The sequence below is a fragment of the Dactylosporangium sp. NPDC049140 genome (assembly GCF_040648435.1).
This window is the reverse complement of record NZ_JBEZDS010000018.1, coordinates 101,238-121,502: the sequence shown is the minus strand read 5'-3', so window position 1 is coordinate 121,502 and position 20,265 is coordinate 101,238. Positions and strand designations below refer to the sequence as shown.

Genomic DNA, 20,265 nt, shown 5'->3' with positions numbered 1-20,265 from the left:
AGAGCGCTCTCTCGATAAACCCGATAGTCTCGCGCGATGCTGCGACTGGTCTTCGGGGCCCTGCGCCGGCGGGGTGCGCAGAGCCTCGCGGTGTTCGCGCTCGCCGCGCTGTTCGTCGCGGTCGCCGCGGCCGGGCCGCTGTTCGACGCCGCCGCCGCGGAGCGGACCACCGCGGCCGACCTCGCCGGGACCAGCGCGGCCGACCGGCTGCTGTCGGTGCGGCGGCCCGTGGCGACCGGCTCCGATCCGGCGGCCGCGCTCGCGGGCTTCCGGCGCGCGGCCGAGGCGGTGCTGCCCCCGCCCGGCGGGCCCGTCGCGCTCGGGCTCACCCAGACGCTCATCGCGCGCGCCGACGGGATCGGGAAGATGGTGCCGCTGGCGTACCGCGACAACGCCTGCGAGCACATGCGCGTCGACGGCGCCTGCCCGGCCGCGGCCGGGCAGGCCGTCGTCAGCCGCGCCGCCGCCAAGGTGCTGAACACCAAGGTCGGCGGCTCGCTCGAACTGCGCACCCAGCAGACCGGCTCCGCGCCCCCGCTGCGGGTCACCGTCACCGGGCTGTACGAGCGCGGCGACGCCGGGGGCGACTGGTGGGCCGACCCCTCGTTCGCGCCCGGGCGCATCGCCGCCGGCGAGGAGACCGTCGACCCGGTGTTCGTGCCGCTCGGCGCGTTCACCGGGATGCTCGCCGCGCCCACCGCCGTCTACACCGCGCGGGCCCCGCGGGCGCTGCTCGAAGACGGCTTCGAGGCGACCGCGTACGCGCTGAAGACGGCCGGGTTCGACTACACCGGGCCGCCCGACACGCTGCTGGCCAAGATCTCCGGCGACCGGGCGGCGACCCGGCGCGGGGTCCTCGCCGGCTGGGTCCAGGCGCTCGTGCTGTGCGCCCTGGCGCTGGGGATCGTCGGGCGGTACACCGCGCAGGACCGCCGCCCCGACTACGCCCTGCTGAAGCTGCGCGGCGCCACCCGCACGCGCACCGCCCGGCTCACGGTCTGGCAGCACCTGCTGCCGATGCTCGTCGCGCTGCCCTTCGGGCTCGTGCTGGGCTGGGCCGCGGCCCGGCTCGCCGCGGGGGCCGCGGCCCCGGTGCGCGCGTTCCCCCCGGCCGGGATCGCCGCCGCCGTCGCGCTCGCCGCCGGGCTCGCCCTGCTCGTGCTGGCCGACCTGCCGCTGCTGCGCACGCCGGTGGCCGAGCTGCTGCGCCGGGCCCCGGCGGCCGGGCGGCGCGGGGCGGCCCTGTTCGACCTCCTCCTCGTGGCCGGCGCGGCCGCGGCGCTGTTCCAGGTGCGGACCCAAGAGCCGGCGGCGGTACCGTCAGGCCTCGCCGTGGTCGCGCCGGCGCTGCTGGCCCTGGCCGCCGCGGCGCTCCTGGCGCGGCTGGTCACGGCGCTCGCCGGGCGGGCCGGGCGCGCGGCGCTGCGGGCCGGGCGGGTGCCGTGGGCGCTCGCGGCGCTGCAGTACCACCGCCGGCCCGGCATCGACCGCATCTTCGCGCTCGTCGCCGTAGCGGTCGCGCTGCTCGGGCTGGCCGGCGGGGACCTGCTCGCCGGGCGCGACGCGCGCGCCGACCGCACCGCGGTGGAGCTGGGGGCCGAGCGCGTCCTCACGGTCCGGGCGGCCAACCAGACGACGCTGCTCAATGCGGTACGACAGGCGGATCCCGGAGGCAAGGACGCCATGGCGGTGGCGCTGGACGACACCGCCTCCCCGCCCGTGCTCGCCCTCGACGCGTCCCGCCTCGCGGCCGTCACCGGCGGCGCCGGCGCCCTCGCGCCCGGCACCGCCGCGGCCCTCGCCCCGGGCCGGGCCGGCGAGCTGCCCCCGGTCGAGGGGTCCGGCCTGACCGTGGCCGCGCGCAACGACTCCCCGGGCCCGTTGCGCCTCGTCGTGCAGCTCACCAACGCCGGCACCGGCGGGGTCGTCGCGGTGACGCTCGGGCCGCTCGCGCCCGGCGAGCACGAGGCGAGCGCCCCGCTGCGGGGCTGCGCGGGCGCGCCCGGCTGCCGGATCGTCGGGCTGGCCCTGGCCGGGCCCACCGACGAGGACGGCAAGCCGGCGCCCCCCGCGGCCGCCTCGGCGCTGACGGTACGGTCGCTGCGCCAGGACGACCCCGGCGCGCCCGTGCTCGACGCCGGTGCCCTCGGCGACCCGCGGCGGTGGCGGGCCGCGCTCACCGGGCCCGGCCTCGTGGTCGCCCCGTTCGAGGGCGCCCTGACCCTGCGCGTGCCGCCGCCGCCCGAGGACAGCACCACCCAGGCACGGCCGGACCCGCACGCGTACGTCGTCGACGGCGCACTGCCGATCCCGGCCGTGCTCGCCGGGGACCCGCCGCGGGACTGGGCCTCGGCCGAGCCCTCGGCGTCGCCGTTCGGCTCGGCCGCGCAGCCGCTGCGGATCGTCGCGCGGGTGCCGGTGGTACCCGTCCTCGGCGCGGTCGGGCTGGTGCTCGACCTCGACGCGGTGCACCGCGCGCTGCCCGCCCCGGCGACCACCGGCACGCTGCAGGTGTGGCTGGCCGCGGGCGTCGCGCCGGGCCGGGCCGCCACCATCGCCGACCGCCTCGCCGCGGCCGGGGTCGAGGTCGTCGGCTCCGAGACCGCGGCCCAGCACCGCGAGCGCCTCGCCGAGCAGGGCACCGCGTACGCGGGCCGGTTCCGGCTGCTGTCCGCGGTCGCCGGGCTCCTGCTGGCCGCGGTCGCCGCCGCGGCCGCGGTGTCGGTCGAGCGGCGGGTCCGCGCGGGCGAGGTCCGGGCCATGCGCGTGCAGGGCGTGCCGCACCGGGCCATCACCGTCGCCGGGGCCGGCGGCCAGGCCGGGCTGCTGGTGCTCGGCACGCTCGGCGGGCTGCTCGCGGGCGCGTTCGCGGGCCGGGCGATCGACGCCCCGGTGGCCGCGTTCGTCGACGACTGGCGGCTGACCGCGCCGCCGCCGGCCCTGCGCCCGGGCGCCCTCGGCCTCGCCGCGCTCGCCGCCCTGGTCGCGCTCGCGGTGGTCTCCACGCTGGCCTCGGCAAGGGGTACCGACAAATGATCTCCCTGATTCTGGCCATGCTGCGGACCCGGCGCGGCCAGGCCGTCACCCTGGTGCTGCTCAGCGTCCTCGCGGTCGGCGCGACCGTGGCCGTGCCGGCCTACCTCGCCGCCGTCGACGTGGCCGTGGCCCGGGGCGAGGTCGCCGCGGCCGGCCCCGACGAGCGCGCGATCACCGTCACCTCCGGGGCGGACGTGCGCGGCACCGCGAACAGCATCGACTTCGACAGCGTCGCCGGGGCACTGCTGGACCAGCCCGGGTTCGCGCACGTCTACGCGGTGCAGTTCCCCGTCCTCGGCCTGGAGACGGGCGGCGACCGCAGCTCGCACCTGGTCTTCCGCCAGGACGTGTGCGCGCACCTGGAGATGGTGTCCGGACGCTGCCTCCTGGGCGCGGGCGAGATCCTCCTCGGCGAGGGGACCGCGCGGCGGCTCGAGCTGGAGGCGGGCTCGCGGGTCACCCTCAGCTACGCCCGGATCGTGTCGAACTCGCTCACCGGCATCGCCTTCTTCGTGCCGGACGGCCCCGCGAGCGAGGCCGTCGTCGCCGGCGTCTACCGGGCGGCCGCGCCGGCGGAGCAGTACTGGGGCAGCCACGGGTACTTCACCCCCGGGGCCCGCGAGCCGGTGTTCGCCAACGTGGCGACCGTGGAGCGGCTCCAGCCGAGGCTCGCCGAGGTCTCCCTCGACGCGACCGCGGACCCGGCGGTGTTCGACGCGACCGGGCCGCTGCGGGACCGCCTTGCGCAGCTGCAGCAGCGGGCCAAGTCGGTCGGCGGCGACTACCGCGTCGGCACCGCCATGCCGGGCCTGATCGACCGCGTCGAGCAGAGCCGCGACCTGGCCCGCCGCAGCGTGCCGGCCGGGGCCGTGCCGCTGCTCCTGCTCGCCTATCTGGCGCTGTACCTCGCGGTCGACTACGGCTCCGAGGGCCGCCGCCCGGAGCTGGCCGTCGTCGCGCTGCGCGGCACCCGGTGGTGGCAGCGGCTGCTGCTGGCCATCGGCGAGAGCGTCGCCGCGATCCTCGCCGGCGCCGTCGCCGGGCTCGTCGCCGGGCGCCTCGCCGTGGCCGCGCTCGTCGGCTGGCGCCTGCCCGGCGTCGGGTTCTCGCTCGACCTGACCGACCCGCACAGCGCCGGCCTCGCCGCGCTGACCGCCCTCGGCGCCGTCGCCGTCGCGGTCGCCGCCCAGCGCCGCCACCTCGCCGGCCCGGTCGCCGAGCTGCTGCGCCGGGTGCGGATGCGCACCTCCCTCGGCTGGCGCTCGGCGGTCGTCGTCGCCGTGCTCGCCGGGGCCGCGCTCGCCCAGCTGTTCACCACGAGCGGGCGGCTCGACGGCGTCGGGCTGCTCGCGCCCGCGCTGTGCATGGCCGCGCTCGCGGTCGCCTGCGCGCGGCTGCTCGCCCCGGCCGCCCGGGCGCTGGGCCGCTCGGCGCTGCGCCGCGGCCGGCTCGGGCTCGCGCTCGCCGCGCTGCAGGCCGGCCGGCGCCCCGCGGCCCAGCGGATGCTGCTGCTGCTCATCACCGCGGTGGCGGTGCTCGGGTACGCCGTCAGCGCCACCGACGTCGCCGCACAGGACCGCGACCTGGCCGCCCGCATCGGTACCGGCGCCACCCGGGTCCTCGAGGTGGGTCCGGTCACCCGCCAGCAGCTGCTGCACGCGGTGCGCCAGGCCGACCCGGGCGGGCGCTGGGCGATGGCCGTCGTGCAGCTGCCCCCGGGCGCGCCGGGCGAGCCCGCGAAGCTGGCCGTGGACACCGCGCGGCTGCCGGGGGTGGTGCCGTGGCTGCCGCAGTACGGCGGTGTCGACCCGGCCCGCCTGCCCGCCCTGCTGCACCCGCCGGCCCGCGACCCGGTCGTGCTGGACGGCAAGGCCGTGCGCTTCGACGTCGGCGTGACCAGCCAGGGCAACGAGCCCGTGCGGGTCAAGGCGGTGCTGGAGTCGGTGACCGGCCGCGGCTCCGCCGTGCTCGATCTCGGGACCGTGAGCGCCGGGGAGTACACCCTCGGCCGCACCGACGCGGTGTGCACCGACGGCTGCCGCCTGGCGGCGCTGCGCCTGAGCTCCGACCGCATCGGCGGGGCCGCGATCGACGCGACCCTGACCCTGCACGGGCTGTCGGCGGCCACCGCGGACCTGGCCGACGCCTCGCACTGGCGCGGCACCGGCGGCACGCTCAGCGCCACCCGGGACGGCCTGCGCTTCACGGTCAGCGGCGTGCTGACCGACGGGGCGTGGTTCCAGCCGGCCGACGCGCCCTATCCGCTGCCGGCGGTGGCGACGGTGCCGCTGCCGCCCAGCGTCGCCGGCATCGACGGCCGCCCGACGGACGTGCGCGCCGCGGGCCGCGCCGAGGCCCTCCCCCGCGTCGGCTCCTTCGGCGCCCTGGTCGACCTCGAGTACGCCGACCGCGTCTCCTCCGACGGCGGCGCGGCCCGCGAACCGGAGGTGTGGCTGTCGGCCTCGGCCCCGCCCGAGGCGAAGGCCCGCCTGGCCGCGCAGGGCCTCGTCGTCACCGGCGAACGCGACGTGGCCTCGGTCCGCGCCCGCCTCGACGGCGAGGGGCCGGCCCTGGCCCTGTGGTTCCACCTGCTCACCGGCGCGCTCGCGGTGCTGCTGGCCGCGGGCGGCATCACGATGATCGCCGCCGTGGACCGCACGGCCCGGGCCGCCGACCACGACGTCCTGCGCACGCAGGGCCTTTCGCGCGCCGTGCTCCGGCGGGCGTCGCTGTGGACGTACCCGGTGCTGGTCCTGGCCGCGGGCGTGCTCGGCCTGGCCGCGTCGCTGGCCGTGTGGCGGCTGACGGGCTGGTCGCTGCCGGTGTTCGGCGCGGCGACGCAGCTGCCGGAGCTGCCCCTGCCGCACTGGCCGGCGACCCTGGCCCTGCCGCTGACCTGGCTGCTGAGCATGGCGCTGCTGTCATTGGTGGCCGCGCGCCGCGCGTGACAGTTCTTGTACGGTGGGCGGCGTGACGTACTTCGCCTCGACCGCGCCGCACTGAGTGCGGCTCATGCCGGACTGGAACGAAGCCGCCGACTGGTACGCCTCGATGCTCGACGACCCCGCGCGCCCGTTCAACGACCTCGCGGCCACGGTGGCCCTGGACCTGCTCGGCCCGGTCGCGGGCCGGACGGTCCTGGACCTGGGCTGCGGCGAGGGCCACGTGAGCCGCCGCCTGGCCCGCGCGGGCGCGACGGTGATCGGCGTGGACCCGACGGCCCGCCTGCTGGAGCTGGCCGCGGAGCACACAACGCCACCCGGGATCCGGTACCTGCACGCCGCCGCCGAGGACCTGTCGGGCCTGACGACGGCGTCGGTGGACGCGGTGTGCGCCGTCCTCGTCCTGCACCACACCGACCCGCTGCCCACCGCCCTGCGCGAGGCGCACCGGGTCCTACGCCCGGGCGGGACACTGGCCGCGGTCATCCCGCACCCCGCCTTCGACCACGCGGGCGCCGCCTGGGCGGAGGGCCGCCGCGTCGTGGGCGCGTACGCGGACGAGCGCCACTGGTCGACGCCGACGCGGATGCCGGGGCGGGTGGAGGCGGTCCACAACATCGGCTGGCACCACCGGACGGTGTCGACGTGGCTGAACGCGCTGGCGGAGGCGGGCTTCACCCTGGAGCGGGCCGTGGAACCCCTGGGGCAGGGCGCGTGGGAGCGCCTGCCGAGATTCCTCGCCTTCCGCGCCACGGCGGGCCGATCGCCGGCCCGCGCGCTCACGTGATCGAGAACTGCACGACGCGGTCTTCCACGGTCAGGTCGTAGTCGCCGTGGAAGGCGGTTACCGTCAGCTCGCCGCGGGCGTTTGTCGTCATCCGCGTCGGGGGTAGCCACCACTCGCCGCGGACCAGGGAATGCAGGGCTTCGTACGCGGGTTTTGGTGAGCCGTCCGCCCGCAGCAGGCCGCTCGGGGCGTTCAGCCAGCCGCCGTCCGGCAGGCCCCAGTACGTCACCGCCTGCACCGACGGGTGTCCGAACAGGGTGCGGTAGTGGCGCTCGAGCTCGTCCGCCTGGCGGGACTCGCCCTCCGGTGTCGAGGGCCACGCCGGGACCTTGTAGTCGTTCAGGTCCTCGATGTGCGCCGGCATCAGGGCGCCGGACACGAGGGTCGTCTCGGTGAAGTGCAGCGGCAGGCCGTACCGCGCGAAACGCTCGATGGTCGCCAGCGTCCGCTCCTCGCCCCAGTAGCCCTGGTGCATGTGGCTCTGCAGGCCGAGGGCGTCGATCCGCACGCCCGCCTCCAGCAGGCCCTCGATCAGGCACTCGTACGCGGCCGACAGGTCGAAGTCGTTCAGCAGCAGCGTCGCCGTCGGGTCGGCCGCCCGCGCGGCCTCGAAGACGTGGCGTACCAGCGGGATGCGGCCCAGGGCGCGGCAGGCCCGGGTCAGGCCGTTCGGGTACCGGTCGAAAATGGGCATGATGACGACCTCGTTGATGACGTCCCAGGCGCCGATCAGCCCCGCGAACTCCCGCACCTCGCGGTCGATCCGGGCCAGCTGCGCCGGCAGCACCTCGGCGGTCGTCAGCTCGTCGAGCCAGGGGGCGGTCTCGGTGTGCCACGCCAGCGGGTGGCCCTTCACCTGCACGCCCCGGCCGGCGAACCACTCCGCGGCGGCGCGCAGCCGGGCCGTCTCCGGCAGGCCGCGCACGGGCTCGAACTGGCCCCAGTAGAACGGCAGCGTCGCGGTGTTGAACAGGCCGAGCCACTGCGCCGCGAACGTGCGGTCGGCGTCGAAGCCGGTGCAGCCGAAGCGGAACGCATGGTCGCGCTGGGCGACCACGACGTCACGGTGCGGCAGCGGGGTGCCGTCGGGGCCGGCGACCGTCAGCGTGGTCGTGCCGCGGCGGTGGGCGAGGCTCGTGTGGGAAACCACGATCGTGGAGTCTATGCGTTACCGTGCGCTGCGTGCAGAACTCGATCGACGCCGCCATCGTCGCGGTGACCGTGTACCCCACGCAGGCCCGGGTCACGCGCCGCGGCCGGACCGCCCTCGAGGCCGGCGAGCAGGTCGTCGAGGTCGGTCCGCTGCCGCTGGGACTCGACGGCGACTCGATCCGGGTCAGCGGCCGCGGGCCCGCCACCGTGCTCGGCGTCGACCTCGTCCTGCGCCGGCGCGACAAGCCGTCCGACACGACGGTCACGGCGGTGACCGAGGAGCGGCGCCGCCTGGCCGCGGAGGCCGACGGGATCGAGGACGCGGAGACGGTACTGCGGCAGCGTCAGGCCTTCCTGATCGCCCTCGGCGAGCGGGCCACCGGCGCGTATGCCCGGGCCCTGGCCGGCGGTGACACGGCGGCCGAGTCGGTGACCGCGTTCTCGGCGACAATGGGCGACGAGCTGACGTCGGTGCTGGCCGGCCTGCGCGAGCTGCAGCGCCGGCGCGCCGGGGTGACCGACCGGATCGCGGCGCTCGACCGGCAGCTGCGCGACCTGTCCGGGAAGCGGGAGCCCGACGCGCGGTACGCCGTGGTCGCCCTCGCCGTGTCCCAGCCCGGCGAGGTCGAGCTCGACGTGTCCTACCAGGTGTTCGAGGCGGGCTGGCGCTCGACGTACGACGTGCGGCTCACCGGCGAGACCCTCCAGCTCAGCTGGTTCGGGCTGGTCGAGCAGCGCACCGGCGAGGACTGGCCGGAGTGCGAGCTGGCCCTGTCGACCGCCCGGAGCACCGGAACGGCCGAAATTCCCGAGCTTCTGCCCTGGTACCTCGACCCGCTCCTGCCCCCGCCGCCCCCGGTCTACGCGTCCCGGGCGTTCGGCGGGGCGCCCGGTGGCCCGCCGCCGGCCCCGATGGCGGCCGCCGCGCCCGTCACCGGCCCGCCGATGATGGAGGCGTCCCTCGACCTGTCCGCGCCGATGGAGCTGGGCCAGGCGCGGGTCGAGGAGGGCGCGACCGCGGCCACCTACCGCCCCGCGCGGGCCGTCGCCGTGCCCGCCGACGGCACGACCGCCCGCGCCACGATCTCCGTGCTCGACCTGGCCGCGCGGCTCGACTACGTGACGGCGCCGGCGCGCTCCACCGACGTACACCTGCGGGCCGTTGTGACTAACACGTCCGGCCACACTTTCCCGCCCGGCCCCGCGGCGGTCTTCCACGAGGCCGACTTCGTCAGCCGCACCGCCCTGGCCACGTGGGCGCCCGGCGAGGAGCTCGAGCTGGCGCTGGGCCTCGACGACCGGGTGCGGGTCGAGCGCGAGCTGACCCGCCGCACCGCGACGAAGGCGACGCTGGGCTCGAGCCGCCGGCGCGAGGTCGAGTACCGCACGACGATCGCGAACTTCACCGGCCGCGAGATCCGCCTGACCGTCCTCGACCAGTTGCCGGTGAGCCGCCACGAGGGCATCACCGTGCGCGAGACCGCGGTGGAGCCGGCCCCGGCCGAGCGCACCGACCTGGGCGTGCTCACCTGGCGCGCCGTGATCCCCGAGGGTCAGCAGTACGCGCTGCGCCTGGGCTACCGCGTGGAGACCTCGAAGGGCCTGGAACTGTCCGGCTGGCGCGAGTGATGGTATGAGCCCTTTGGCATGTATCGAATAAAACCAATCAATAGCTAGCGTGGACCGATGACACGCGGACTCGCCGCCGTGCTCCTGGCGCTGGCCGCCCTCACCGGGCCTCGCCGGGCCCGGCGGGCTCGTGGTCCGCGGCTTCGCGGGCCTGCCCGGGCCTGGCCCAGAGGTGGAAGACCACCACGACCGCCACGCCACCTCGGGGAGCCGGCGCCCGAGCCCGGCCAGACCTCGTTGAAGAACATCAGCAGCGGGCTCGCGGCGACGACCCGAGCCGTGATGCCAACCAGATCCGACTTCACACCACGACGATAAGGTCACCGCAGGCGGTACTCCATCCGCGCCCGCGCCTCCCAGCACCACCGGACGCGCCCCAGGGCCGCGCCCTCCACCGGTGCCGCTCCCGGCGGCGCCGCCGCCCCCGAGGCCAGCTCCACGGTGAGCGGCCCGGTCGCGCCCGCGATCACCACCGCCTCGACCAGCCGCCCGCCCGCCCAGGTCACCGACGCCGTGTGGCCCCCGCGGCAGCGAATCCCCCGCACCGACCCGGCCGGCCAGGCCGGCGGCAGGGCGGGCAGGAAGGACACGGCGCCGTCGTGGCTCTGGACCAGCAGCTCCGTCAGGCCGGCGACCACCCCCAGGTTGCCGTCGATCTGGAAAATCTGGCCGCTCGGGCGGCCCTGGTCGGGATGGAGGGTCAGCAGCGACGCCGAGCACAGGTCGTCCAGCAGCGCCGCGATCGTCGCGGCGGCCAGGGGTGCGTCGCGTAGGCGTGCGGCCAGGCACAGGATCCACGCGCGGCTCCAGCCGGTGTGGCCCGAGCCGTACGCCAGGCGGGTTTGCAGGGCCCTGCGCGCCGCGGCGAAGTCGGACGGTGTGCCCGTCTCCGTGATGCGGGTGCCGGGGTAGAGGCCGTACAGGTGGGACAGGTGGCGGTGGCCGGGCTCGCGCGGCGGGCGGTCGTCGTACCACTCCAGCAGCGCCCCGTCGGCGCCGGTGCCGACCGCGCGCAGGTTGCGCAGGGCCGTGGCCGCCTCGCCGGCGAGGGCGGCGTCGGCCGGGGCGGGCCAGCGGGCCGAGAGCGCGGCGAACCGGGTCAGCACCTCCCGGGCGAGCTCCTGGTCCAGGGTCGCGCCCCACGAGGTGGCGGCATGGCCGGCGGTACCGACGAGAAAATGGTGCTCCGGAGACGTCGACGGGCTGATGACCAGTGCGCCCCGGCCGTCGTCGACAAGCATGTCGAGCGTGAAGCGGGCCGCGGCGCGCAGGACCGGGAGGGCCACCGCGCGGCCGAAGTCGCGGCCGGCGCCGAAGGCGAGGTGGTCCCAGGCGTGGGCGGACAGCCAGGCCAGGGCCGAGGGCCAGTTCGCCCACTGCGGGTCGCCCGGCACCGGGGCGGTGAAGCGCCACAGGTCGGTGTTGTGGTGCGCGGCCGCGCCGCGGGCCGCGTAGTGGCGGGAGGCGGTGCGCTCGCCGGCCACGGCCAGGTCGCGGGTCAGGGCCAGCAGCGGCTCGTGCAGCTCGGGCAGGCCGGTGGTCTCGGCCGCCCAGTAGTTCATCTCGGCGTTGATGTTCGTGGTCCAGTTGCTGCTCCAGCCGGGGCGCACGTCGGCGTTCCAGATGCCCTGGAGGTTCGCGGGCTGGGTGCCGGGGCGGGAGCTCGCGATGAGCAGGTACCGGCCGAGGTGGAACAGCAGCTCCGCGCGGGCCGCGCCCGGCGAGCCCGACAGGTCCAGGTCGGCCCGGGTGAACAGGCGGGTGTGGTCCTCGGTGTGGCGGGCGCGCAGCTCGTCGGGCTGGCGGGCCAAAGCCCGGGCCAGGCGGGCCACGGCCGCGGCGGCCAGGGCGTCCAGGTCGGCGCCCGGGCGGCGGTCCGGGCCGTTGAAGCCGGTCACCGCGGCCACGAGCAGGCGGGCGCCGTCGCCGTGGCGGCGGACCGCGGCGGCCACGGCGAAGCCCATGCCGGCCGCGACCGTGCCGGCGGCGTCGGGGCCGTCGGTGGCGTAGACGACCGGGTCCCGCCGGCCGCCGACGTAGTTGGGCACCACGTGGGCGGGGGCGCGGCCGGTCCACACCAGGCAGTCGGGGTCGGCGACGCGGGCCGCGGCGACGCCGGGGTGCGGGCTGTGCAGGCGCGGCGCGATCGCGCGCGGGCCGGCGCCGGGGCCGGTCGCGGTCAGCACGAGCACGCCGTCGGGGGCGGAGGCGAAGGCGGTGAGCCGGACCGGGCCGGAGGCGCTCACGTACTCGGTCACCGCCTCGCCCGCGGCGAGGTCCAGCCGGCGGTGGTACCCGCCGATCGCGCGATGGTCGCCGTAGCGCCACTCGAGGCCACCGAGCGGCTGGTACGACTCGGAGTAGTCGGCGCCCTGCAGCTCGCGGGCCAGGTCCTCGGCGCGGAGGTGCTCGCCCGCGGCGATCGCGCGGCGCAGCTCGGGCAGGACCGCCGCCGGGGCCGGCTCCGGGCCGGCGGTCCGCGGGCCGCCGGACCAGAGCGTGTCGGCGTTGAGGTCGGCCAGCTCGACCCCCGGCCGGCCGTGCAGCATCGCGCCCAGGCTGCCGTTGCCGATCGGGAAGCCGTCCTCGAACTCGGCCGCGGGGGCGTCGGCCTCGATGCGGTAGCGCGCGGTCATGCGGCCTCCGCTTCGCTCCGGAACGGTCATGCGGCCCGCCGAATCTCGCACGCGCCCGAGTCGTGGTCGAGCAGGAAGACGACGCCGCCCCGGCGGACGGCCTCGACGCCCGGCGGCAGGTCCGGCAGCACCGGGCGCACCCCCGCCTCGGCGCAGGCGCGGGCGAGCAGCCGCGCGAGGGCGTCCGGCACCGGAACGGTGCCGACGTACCACGCGACGCCCGCACCGTACTCGTGCCGGAACACCATCGGCCGCCCGTCGAGCGGGCCGCCCTGCGCCGACTCGACGACGGCGGCGCCGCGGGGCTCGGCCCACTCCTGCCAGATCGTGCCGGGCGAGGCCTGCGGCCAGTGCTCCTCGACCCGCACGCCGACGACGTCCATGAGCAGACCCGGCCACCCTCCGATGTGGACCCGCTCGTCCTGGTCGGCGACGCCGCTGAACGGGCCGAGCACGAGCGTCCCGCCACCGGCCACATAGGACCGGAGACGGTCGGCCACCGCCGGCGTCACCCGGTACAGATTCGGGGCCAGCACGAGCTTGTAGCGGGAGAGGTCGGCCGCGGGGCGGGCGAAGTCGCACGTGATGTTGGCGCGCCACAGCGGCTCGTAGTACTCGGTGAGGCGGTCGACGTAGCCGAACCCGGCGTGCGGCTGGTGCGGCAGCTCGGCCGCGCGCCAGGACTCCCAGTCGAGCAGGACGGCCACGTCGGCCGCCACGGGAGCGCCGAGCAGGCCGTCCACTTCGGACAGTTCGGCCAGGGTGCGGCCGAGGGCGCAGGCCTCGCGGAAGACCCGCGAGTCCGGGCCGGCGTGCGGCAGCAGCGCGCCGTGGGCCCGCTCCGGCCCCTGGCGGGAGGCGCGCCACTGGAAGTGCAGCACCCCGTCGGCCCCGCGGGCCAGCGCCTGCAGCGACCACAGCCGGTTGAGCCCGGGCCGCTTCGGCGTCGACACCGGCCGCCAGCTGGCCGCGCCCGGCGACTGCTCCATGAGCAGCCAGGGGCCGCCGCCGAGGGAGCGCATGACGTCCTTGGACATCGCGCCGCGCAGGGCCGCGCCGGGGTCGCCCGGATCCGGGTACGTGTCGAGGGACACGAAGTCCTCCTCCTCCGCCCAGCGCCAGCCGTCGACGGGCCGGTGGAAGTCCATGAAGTTCGTCGTCACCGGCACCGCGGGGTTGTGGGCCCGGACCGCGTCACGCTCGGCCGTGTAGCACTCCAGCAGCAGATCCGAGCCGAACCGCTGGTAGTCCAGATCCTGGGTGGGGTTGCCGATGTACTGCACCGTCAGCGGCGCCGTCACCTCGTCCCAGGTGGAGTACCGCTGCGACCACACGGCGGTGCCCCAGGCCGCGTTGAGCGCGTCGAGGGTTTCGTAGCGGGCGCGCAGCCAGCCGCGGAACCGCTCCGCGCAGTGCCCGCAGTGGCAGGTGCTGCCGTACTCGTTGCCGATGTGCCACAGCCGCAGGGCCGGATGGTGCGCGTAGCGGGCCGCGAGCGCCTCGGTGACGGCGAGCGCGGCACGGCGGTACCGCGGCGCGCTCGCGCAGTAGTGGTTGCGCGAGCCGTAGTGACGGCGCACCCCGTCCGGCCCCTGCGGCAGGGTGTCCGGGTGGCGGTGGCCCAGCCACGGCGGCGGCGACGCGGTCGGGGTCGCCAGCGCCACCCCGATCCCGCCGTCGTGCAGCAGCCCGAGCACGTTGTCGAGCCAGCCGAAGTCGAACCGTCCCGGCTCGGGCTCCAGCGCGGCCCACGCGAACACCCCGACGGTCGCCAGGTTCACCCCGGCCTCCCGCATGAGCCGCACGTCCTCCTCCCACACGTCCGGCGGCCACTGCTCGGGGCTGTAGTCGCCGCCGAACAGCAGCCGCCCGCGGGTGGCGTCCTGCAGTCCCGGCACGCCTCAGCCCTTGATCGCGCCGACCAGCATGCCCTTGGTGAAGTGCCGCTGGACGAACGGGTAGACGAGCAGGATCGGGATGAGGGTCAGCGTGACCACCGCCATCTGCAGCGAGAGGGTGGCGATCTGCTGGTGCCCGGCGTACTGCCCGGTGCCGGTGGTGCCCGACCCGGGCATGTTCGAGCCCTGCAGCGTGTACATGTACATGATCATCTGCAACGGCCACTTGCCGTTGTCGGGCAGGTAGAGCAGGGCGTTGAAGAACGAGTTCCAGTAGCCGACGGCGTAGAAGAGGGTGATGACGGCGATGACCGCGCGCGAGGTCGGCAGGACCACCGACCACAGGATGCGCCACTCCCCCGCGCCGTCCATGCGGGCGGCGTCGAGCAGCTCCGGTGCGGTACTGCTGAAGAAGCCGCGCATCACGAGGATGTTGAAGACCGACACGGCCGCCGGCAGGATCATCGTCCAGTACTGCCCGTAGCCGCCCAGCGCCGTGACCACGAGGAACGACGGGATGAGCCCGCCGCTGAAGAACATGGTGACGACCAGGAACAGCAGGATGAACCGGTGGCCGAACGAGCCGTGCCGCGACAGCCCGTAGGCGCACAGGACCGTCACCACCATCGAGACGACCGTGCCGATGACGGTGATCCCGAGGCTCACCAGCAGCGAGTGCGTGACGAGCTGGTTGGTGAAGATCTGGTGGTACGCCTCCAGAGTCAGCTGCCCGGGCACGGTCACCAGGCCGCCGGCCTCGTTTATCGCGGCCTGCGTGGAGAAGCTGGTCAGCACGATCGTCCACAGCGGCAGCAGGACGACGATGACCACGACGAACAGGGTGAGGCCCTTGACGCCCTGGCCGACGGGGCCGGTGCGCTCCTCCCAGGCCGGGCCGGCGTGCTTGCGGCGGGGGCGGACGGGCTCGATCTGCGGCGCCGTGACGGGCGCGGTGTCAGCGGTCATCTCTGCGGTACAACCCGTCCTCGCCGAAGGCGTGCGCAAGCTTGTTCGCGGCCAGCACCAGGATGAGGGACAGGACGCCCTTGAACAGGCCGGCGGCCGCGCCGTAACTGAAGTTGTTGTTCACGACGCCGTAGTAGTACGCGAAGGTGTCGAGCACCTCGGAGGCGTCCCGGCCCACGGCCTGGCGCTGGATCAGCATCTGCTCGAAGCCGACGGTGAGCGCGTTGCCCAGCCGCAGCACCAGCATGAGCACGATGACGCCGCGCATGCCCGGCAGCGTGATGTGCCACATCCGCCGCCACCGGCCGGCCCCGTCGGCGGCCGCCGCCTCGTACAGGCTCTGGTCGATGGCGGCCAGCGCGGCGAGGAACACGATGATCCCCCAGCCGGCCTCCTTCCACACCGCCTGGGCGGTGACCAGGTACTTGAAGGCGTCCGCGTTGGTCATGACGTCGATCGTGGCCCAGCCGTGCCGGCGCAGGAGGGTGTTGAGCGCGCCGGCGCCGCCGAGCATCTCCTGGAACACGGTGACGACGAGCACCCAGGAGAAGAAGTGTGGCAGGTAGACGACCGACTGCACGAACGAGCGGACGCGGGCGTTGGCGACCTCGTTGAACAGCAGGGCCAGCGCGATGGGGATCGGGAAGTACAGCGCCAGCTGCACGGCGCTGATGACCAGGGTGTTCTCGACCGCGGACCAGAAGATCGAGTCGTTGAGGAGCCGCTCGAAGTTGGCCGTGCCGACGAACTCGCTGTACCGGAACCCGCTGTAGATGTCGTAGTCCTGGAACGCCGTGATCAGGCCGAACATCGGTGCGTAGGCGAAGACGGCGAGCAGCACGATCGCCGGGACCGTCATGAGCAGCAGCGAACGGTCGCGGCGCAGGCGGATCCGCCAGCGCCCGGGGCGGGGCGCGGCGGCGCCGCCGGCCTGCTCGGCCGGCGGCGCCGTCTTCGCGGGAGTTGTCGCGGTCACCGTGGGTCCGTGCTCACTTGCCGGTGCCGTACTTCTGCCGGATGCCGTCGTAGAACGTGCGGAGCTCGTCGCCGCCGGTCTTGCGCCAGTTCGTGACCGCGTCGGTCCACGCCGAGATCGGCTTGCGGCCGAGCTTGACGTCGGTGATCGTGTCCGTCATCGGCTTGCTGAGCGTGTTGTACTGCTTGGGCTCGCTGACGTTCATGCCGTAGAACAGCGGCTTGTACACGTGCTTGACCAGGTCGGCCTGCCAGGCCGCGTAGTCCTTGACGACCTGCGCGGCGCCGGCCTGCACGGTGATGGCCGTGGCCGGGCACGACAGGAACTGGAAGGTGGTCGCGACCTCCTTGCTGCCCTGCTCGGTCAGCAGCGGGTTGCCCTGGGTCAGGTTGAAGTCGGTGCCGGGCGCTCCGAAGTTCACCGTGATCCACTCGGCCGAGCCGTAGGGGGCGGCCAGGTAGTTGGCGACGTTCAGCAGCTCCTTGATCTGGGCGTCGCTGAGCTTCTTGTTGAGGTAGCTGAACATCGACGCGCCGTTGCCCAGCTCGACCGTGGGATCGCCGCCCTTGGCGCTGAACAGCTTGAACGCCTGCCGGTTGTAGCTGGGGTTGGCCGCGGAGCCGGACTTGTTGTCGTCGCCGTTCCAGGCGCCGGTGCCGTCCGCGCAGATCGCGACCTTGCCGCTCCAGAAGCGCTGCTTGCCGTTCTGGCTGTTGTTGGCGACCGCGTCGGGGTGCACGTAGCCGGCCTTGACCATCTTGGCGAACCAGTTCAGCGCCTCGACGATGCCCTCGGTCTCGTAGCGGTGCACCAGCTTCCCGGACGCGTCCGCGCTCCAGGGGTAGGTGCCGCCCTGGAAGCCGTAGAGCTGGCCGATGTAGGCCGCGTCGTTGCCGAAGAGGTCGTCGAACGCCCACACGCCGGCCTGGGCGTTGGTGAGCTGCTTGCCGAGGTTCTCCAGGTCGGCGACGCTCTTGACGTCCGCGGAGGCGCCGGCCTTGTCGAAGAGGTCCTTGCGGTAGTAGTAGGCGCCGGCGACGACGGCGTTGGACGAGTAGATGGGCAGGCCGTAGAGCTTGCCGTTCCACACGCCGGAGATCCACGCGTTGGGCGAGAGGGCGGCGAGGTTCGGGTACTGCTTGATCTTGTCCCCGGCCAGGTAGGGCGTCAGGTCGGCGAACTTGGCGGCGACCGCGTCGCCGAAGCTGAGGTTCGTGGTGTTCCAGGTCGGGATGTTGATCCAGTCCGGCAGCTTGTCCGAGGCGAACAGCGGCGGGAGCAGGTCGCCGTAGGTGTTGCCGTCGGCGGGCTGCAGCTTCAGCGTGGCGCCGATCGCCTTGTTCACGGTGTCGTAGTAGGCGTTGCCGCTCGAGGGCGGGATGGAGCCCCACAGCGGGGTCATCGTCGTGTACGAGCCGCCCGAGCCCACCGTGCCGGTGACCGACTTGGGCGGGCTGGCCGGGTAGCTCAGGAAGGCCGGGTCGGTCGTGGCGCCGTTGGCCCCGCCGACGATGGGGATGTCGGGCTTGACCGAGTTGCTGGGCACGTAGGAGGGCAGCGCCTTGCCGAGCTCGTCCTGGCTGGACGTGCCCTCCTTCTTCTCCTTGGGGCTGCCGCAGGCGTCCAGTAACGGAGCGGCGGCGATGACGGCGACGGAGGCCAGCAGGCCGCGCCGACTCAGGCTTGCCATGGGGGTGGACCACCCTTCAGGGATGGGAACGTTGCACACGGACGGTCGGCGCTGCGGTCGAACGGGGTGTCGAAGCGCTTCGAATCACAGACCCTAGGACATCGATGGGTGCACGACAAGGACATCGAGGACGATCGTCGCTACGCTGCACAATCCCGGGCCGACCGCATGAAAGTTGCGGCCGGAGTTGACACAAATCGGGCCGCCACTCATCATCGAAGCGCTTCGAACCGAGGGGAGAACGTGGTGCTCGCCGACCTCAGCCTGGCCGAGAAGATCGCCCTGCTGCACCAGACGCAGCCGGCGATCCCCAGACTCGGGCTGGAGCCGTTCCACACCGGCACCGAGGCCCTGCACGGCGCCGCCGGGCTGGGCCCGGCCACCGTCTTCCCGCAGGCCGTCGGGCTCGGCGCGACCTGGGACCGGGCGCTGCTGACCGCGGTCGGCGAGGCGGCCTCGACCGAGGTGCGCGCGTACCGCCACGACCCGCCCGAGGGCGCCCCGCCGGCCTCGCTCAACGTGTGGTCGCCGGTGGTCAACCCGCTGCGGGACCCGCGCTGGGGCCGCAACGAGGAGGGCTACAGCGAGGACCCGCTCGCGACGGCCGAGCTGGCGATCGCCTTCTGCACGGGCCTGCGCGGCCGCCACCCCGCCGTGTGGCGCACGGCGCCCGTGCTCAAGCACTTCCTCGCCTACAACGTCGAGACCGAGCGCGACATCGTGGACGTGATCGTGCCGGAGCGGGTGCTGTACGAGTACGAGCTGCCGGTCTTCCTCGAGCCCCTGCGCGCCGGGGTGGTGGCCGGCGTGATGCCCGCCTACAACCTGGTCAACGGCGTGCCCAACCACGTGCACCCGCTGCTGGGCCGGGCGCTGCGCGCGGTCAAGCCCGACGTCGTCGTCTGCTCCGACGCGCAGGCCCCGTCGAACCTCGTGGAGCGCGAGCGGCAGTTCGCCACGCACGCGGAGTCGCACGCGGCCGCCCTGCACGCGGGCGTGGACAGCTACACCGACAACGGCACCGACCCGGCACCGACGATCGAGCGCTTCACCGAGGCGCTGGCCCGGGGCCTGATCACCGAGGCCGACATCGACGCGGCCGTGGGCCGGCTGCTGGCCCTGCGCGCGAGCACCGGCGAGTTCGACCCGGCGCACGACCCGTACGCGGGCACCCGCCGCGACGTGGTCGCCTGCGACGCGCACAACCGGCTCGCCGCCCGGGCCGCGCGCGAGTCGATCGTGCTGCTGCGCAACGACGGCGGCGCGCTGCCGTTCACCGACCGCAGCGTCGCCGTGGTCGGGCCGCTCGGCGGGCGCGTGCTGCGGGACTGGTACAGCGGAACCCTGCCCTATGCGGTGACGATCGAGGCCGCCCTGCGCGACCGGCTCGGCCCGGACCGGGTCATCGCCGCCGAGGGGGTGGACCTCGTCCGCCTCGTCGCGCCGGACGGCCGCCAGGTGCACGCCGGACCGGACGGCGCGCTGCGCCTCGCGGAGGGCCCGGGGGCCGTCTTCGCCCACCAGGACTGGGGCACGAGCGTGCAGTGCCCGGACCCGGTGCACACCCTGCGCTCGCTGGACCACGGCTATCTCACCGCCGACGACGACGGGGTGCTGTCGGCGACCGCGGAGACGCCGGACGGCTGGGTGGTGCGGGAGCTGTGGGAGCTGCACCCGGCCCTGCGCAACAACGGCTCGGGCCTTTACGTCTCCGAGCGTCTCGTCGCGGACTCGGAGACGCCCGACCTCGAACTGCGCCTCGAGCGGGTCGCGGACGGGGTGGCCGAGGCGGTCGCCGCGGCCCGGGCCGCCGAGCGGGCCGTCGTGGTGCTCGGCAACGACCCGCACATCAACGGCCGCGAGACCGTGGACCGCGACGGCCTGGCCCTGCCCGCCCAGCAGGAGGAGCTGCTACGGGCGGTGGTCGCGGCGAATCCGGACACCGTGCTCGTGCTGGTGTCGAGCTACCCGTACGCGATCGACTGGGCCGCGGCCAACGTGCCGGCGATCTTGTGGACCGCGCACGCCGGGCAGGAGCAAGGCAACGCGGTCGCCGACACCCTGCTCGGCGCGAGCAACCCGGGCGGGCGGCTGCCGCAGACCTGGTACGGCGCGGACACCAAGCTGCCCGCGCCGCTGGACTACGACGTCATCGGGGCGGGGTGGACGTACCAGTACCACCGCGGCACTCCCCTGTTCCCGTTCGGCCACGGCCTGTCGTACACCACGTTCGGCTACGGCCCGCTGACGGTGACCCGCGAGGACGACGGGTGGGTCGCCACGGTGAGCGTCACCAACACCGGCCTCGTCCCCGGCGACGAGGTCGTGCAGGTGTACGCCACCCCGCGCGACTGGCCCGTCGAGGCGCCCGTCCGGCGCCTGGTGGCCTTCGAACGCATCACGCTGGAGCCGGGCGAGACGAGCGAGATGCGCCTGCCGATTCCCGAGTGGGTGTTGTCGTACTGGCACGAGGGCCGCCTCAACGGCCCGACCGGCGCCTTCGACTTCACGGCCGGCGGAGCGTGACGCTCCAGCGCCACCGGCCCCGTCAGT

Annotated in this window: 11 protein-coding genes; 5 read left to right on the top strand and 6 right to left on the bottom strand. The window is 75.0% G+C overall.

Features of this window, described 5'->3' with window-relative positions; genetic code table 11:
* Positions 1-36 precede the first annotated feature (36 nt).
* From AB0B76_RS27585 to AB0B76_RS27575, 3 genes are all read left to right on the top strand, one after another.
* On the top strand, positions 37-3,036 hold the full coding sequence (locus AB0B76_RS27585) for an FtsX-like permease family protein (protein ID WP_360380821.1): 3,000 nt from the start codon (positions 37-39) through the stop codon (positions 3,034-3,036).
* Positions 3,033-5,984, top strand: coding sequence for a hypothetical protein (locus AB0B76_RS27580; protein ID WP_360380818.1), 2,952 nt, complete (start codon positions 3,033-3,035; stop codon positions 5,982-5,984). The genes AB0B76_RS27585 and AB0B76_RS27580 overlap by 4 nt, the downstream gene beginning before the upstream one ends.
* Before the next feature lie 64 nt (positions 5,985-6,048).
* On the top strand, positions 6,049-6,765 hold the full coding sequence (locus AB0B76_RS27575; protein WP_360380816.1) for a class I SAM-dependent methyltransferase: 717 nt from the start codon (positions 6,049-6,051) through the stop codon (positions 6,763-6,765).
* Here the strand turns inward: AB0B76_RS27575 and AB0B76_RS27570 are convergent.
* On the bottom strand, positions 6,758-7,915 hold the full coding sequence (locus tag AB0B76_RS27570; protein ID WP_360380813.1) for an endo-1,4-beta-xylanase: 1,158 nt from the start codon (positions 7,913-7,915) through the stop codon (positions 6,758-6,760). The genes AB0B76_RS27575 and AB0B76_RS27570 overlap by 8 nt on opposite strands.
* A 32-nt stretch (positions 7,916-7,947) precedes the next feature.
* On the opposite strand from AB0B76_RS27570, the gene AB0B76_RS27565 reads away from it, so the two are divergent.
* Positions 7,948-9,546 (top strand): mucoidy inhibitor MuiA family protein, encoded by a 1,599-nt coding sequence (locus AB0B76_RS27565; RefSeq protein WP_360380810.1) that lies wholly within the window; start codon positions 7,948-7,950, stop codon positions 9,544-9,546.
* A 320-nt stretch (positions 9,547-9,866) separates the two neighbouring features.
* Here the strand turns inward: AB0B76_RS27565 and AB0B76_RS27560 are convergent, their stop codons facing one another.
* Genes AB0B76_RS27560 through AB0B76_RS27540 form a run of 5 tightly spaced genes read right to left on the bottom strand, consistent with a single transcriptional unit; the run spans position 9,867 to position 17,712 of the window.
* Entirely contained in the window at positions 9,867-12,182 is a 2,316-nt protein-coding gene (locus AB0B76_RS27560) for a glycoside hydrolase family 95 protein (RefSeq protein WP_360380808.1), read from the bottom strand.
* A 26-nt stretch (positions 12,183-12,208) separates the two neighbouring features.
* Positions 12,209-14,080, bottom strand: coding sequence for a beta-galactosidase (locus AB0B76_RS27555; protein ID WP_360380805.1), 1,872 nt, complete (start codon positions 14,078-14,080; stop codon positions 12,209-12,211).
* 3 nt (positions 14,081-14,083) lie between these two features.
* Entirely contained in the window at positions 14,084-15,046 is a 963-nt protein-coding gene (locus tag AB0B76_RS27550; RefSeq protein WP_360380802.1) for a carbohydrate ABC transporter permease, read from the bottom strand.
* Positions 15,036-16,022, bottom strand: coding sequence for an ABC transporter permease subunit (locus AB0B76_RS27545; RefSeq protein WP_360380799.1), 987 nt, complete (start codon positions 16,020-16,022; stop codon positions 15,036-15,038). The genes AB0B76_RS27550 and AB0B76_RS27545 overlap by 11 nt, the downstream gene beginning before the upstream one ends.
* Before the next feature lie 13 nt (positions 16,023-16,035).
* Entirely contained in the window at positions 16,036-17,712 is a 1,677-nt protein-coding gene (locus tag AB0B76_RS27540; RefSeq protein ID WP_360380797.1) for a hypothetical protein, read from the bottom strand.
* A gap of 246 nt (positions 17,713-17,958) precedes the next feature.
* Between AB0B76_RS27540 and AB0B76_RS27535 the strand changes: the two genes are divergently transcribed.
* The gene (locus tag AB0B76_RS27535) at positions 17,959-20,238 is read left to right on the top strand and encodes a glycoside hydrolase family 3 C-terminal domain-containing protein (protein WP_360380795.1); all 2,280 of its coding nucleotides are present in this window, start codon (positions 17,959-17,961) and stop codon (positions 20,236-20,238) included.
* The last annotated feature ends 27 nt before the right edge of the window (positions 20,239-20,265 follow it).

Excerpts from the sequence above, each read along its gene's own strand:
- AB0B76_RS27585 (WP_360380821.1), top strand. The coding sequence starts at position 37 with ATGCTGCGACTGGTCTTCGGGGCCCTGCGCCGGCGGGGTGCGCAGAGC.
- AB0B76_RS27580 (WP_360380818.1), top strand. The coding sequence starts at position 3,033 with ATGATCTCCCTGATTCTGGCCATGCTGCGGACCCGGCGCGGCCAGGCC.
- AB0B76_RS27575 (WP_360380816.1), top strand. The coding sequence starts at position 6,049 with ATGCCGGACTGGAACGAAGCCGCCGACTGGTACGCCTCGATGCTCGAC.
- AB0B76_RS27560 (WP_360380808.1), bottom strand. The coding sequence starts at position 12,182 with ATGACCGCGCGCTACCGCATCGAGGCCGACGCCCCCGCGGCCGAGTTC.
- AB0B76_RS27550 (WP_360380802.1), bottom strand. The coding sequence starts at position 15,046 with ATGACCGCTGACACCGCGCCCGTCACGGCGCCGCAGATCGAGCCCGTC.
- AB0B76_RS27540 (WP_360380797.1), bottom strand. The coding sequence starts at position 17,712 with ATGGCAAGCCTGAGTCGGCGCGGCCTGCTGGCCTCCGTCGCCGTCATC.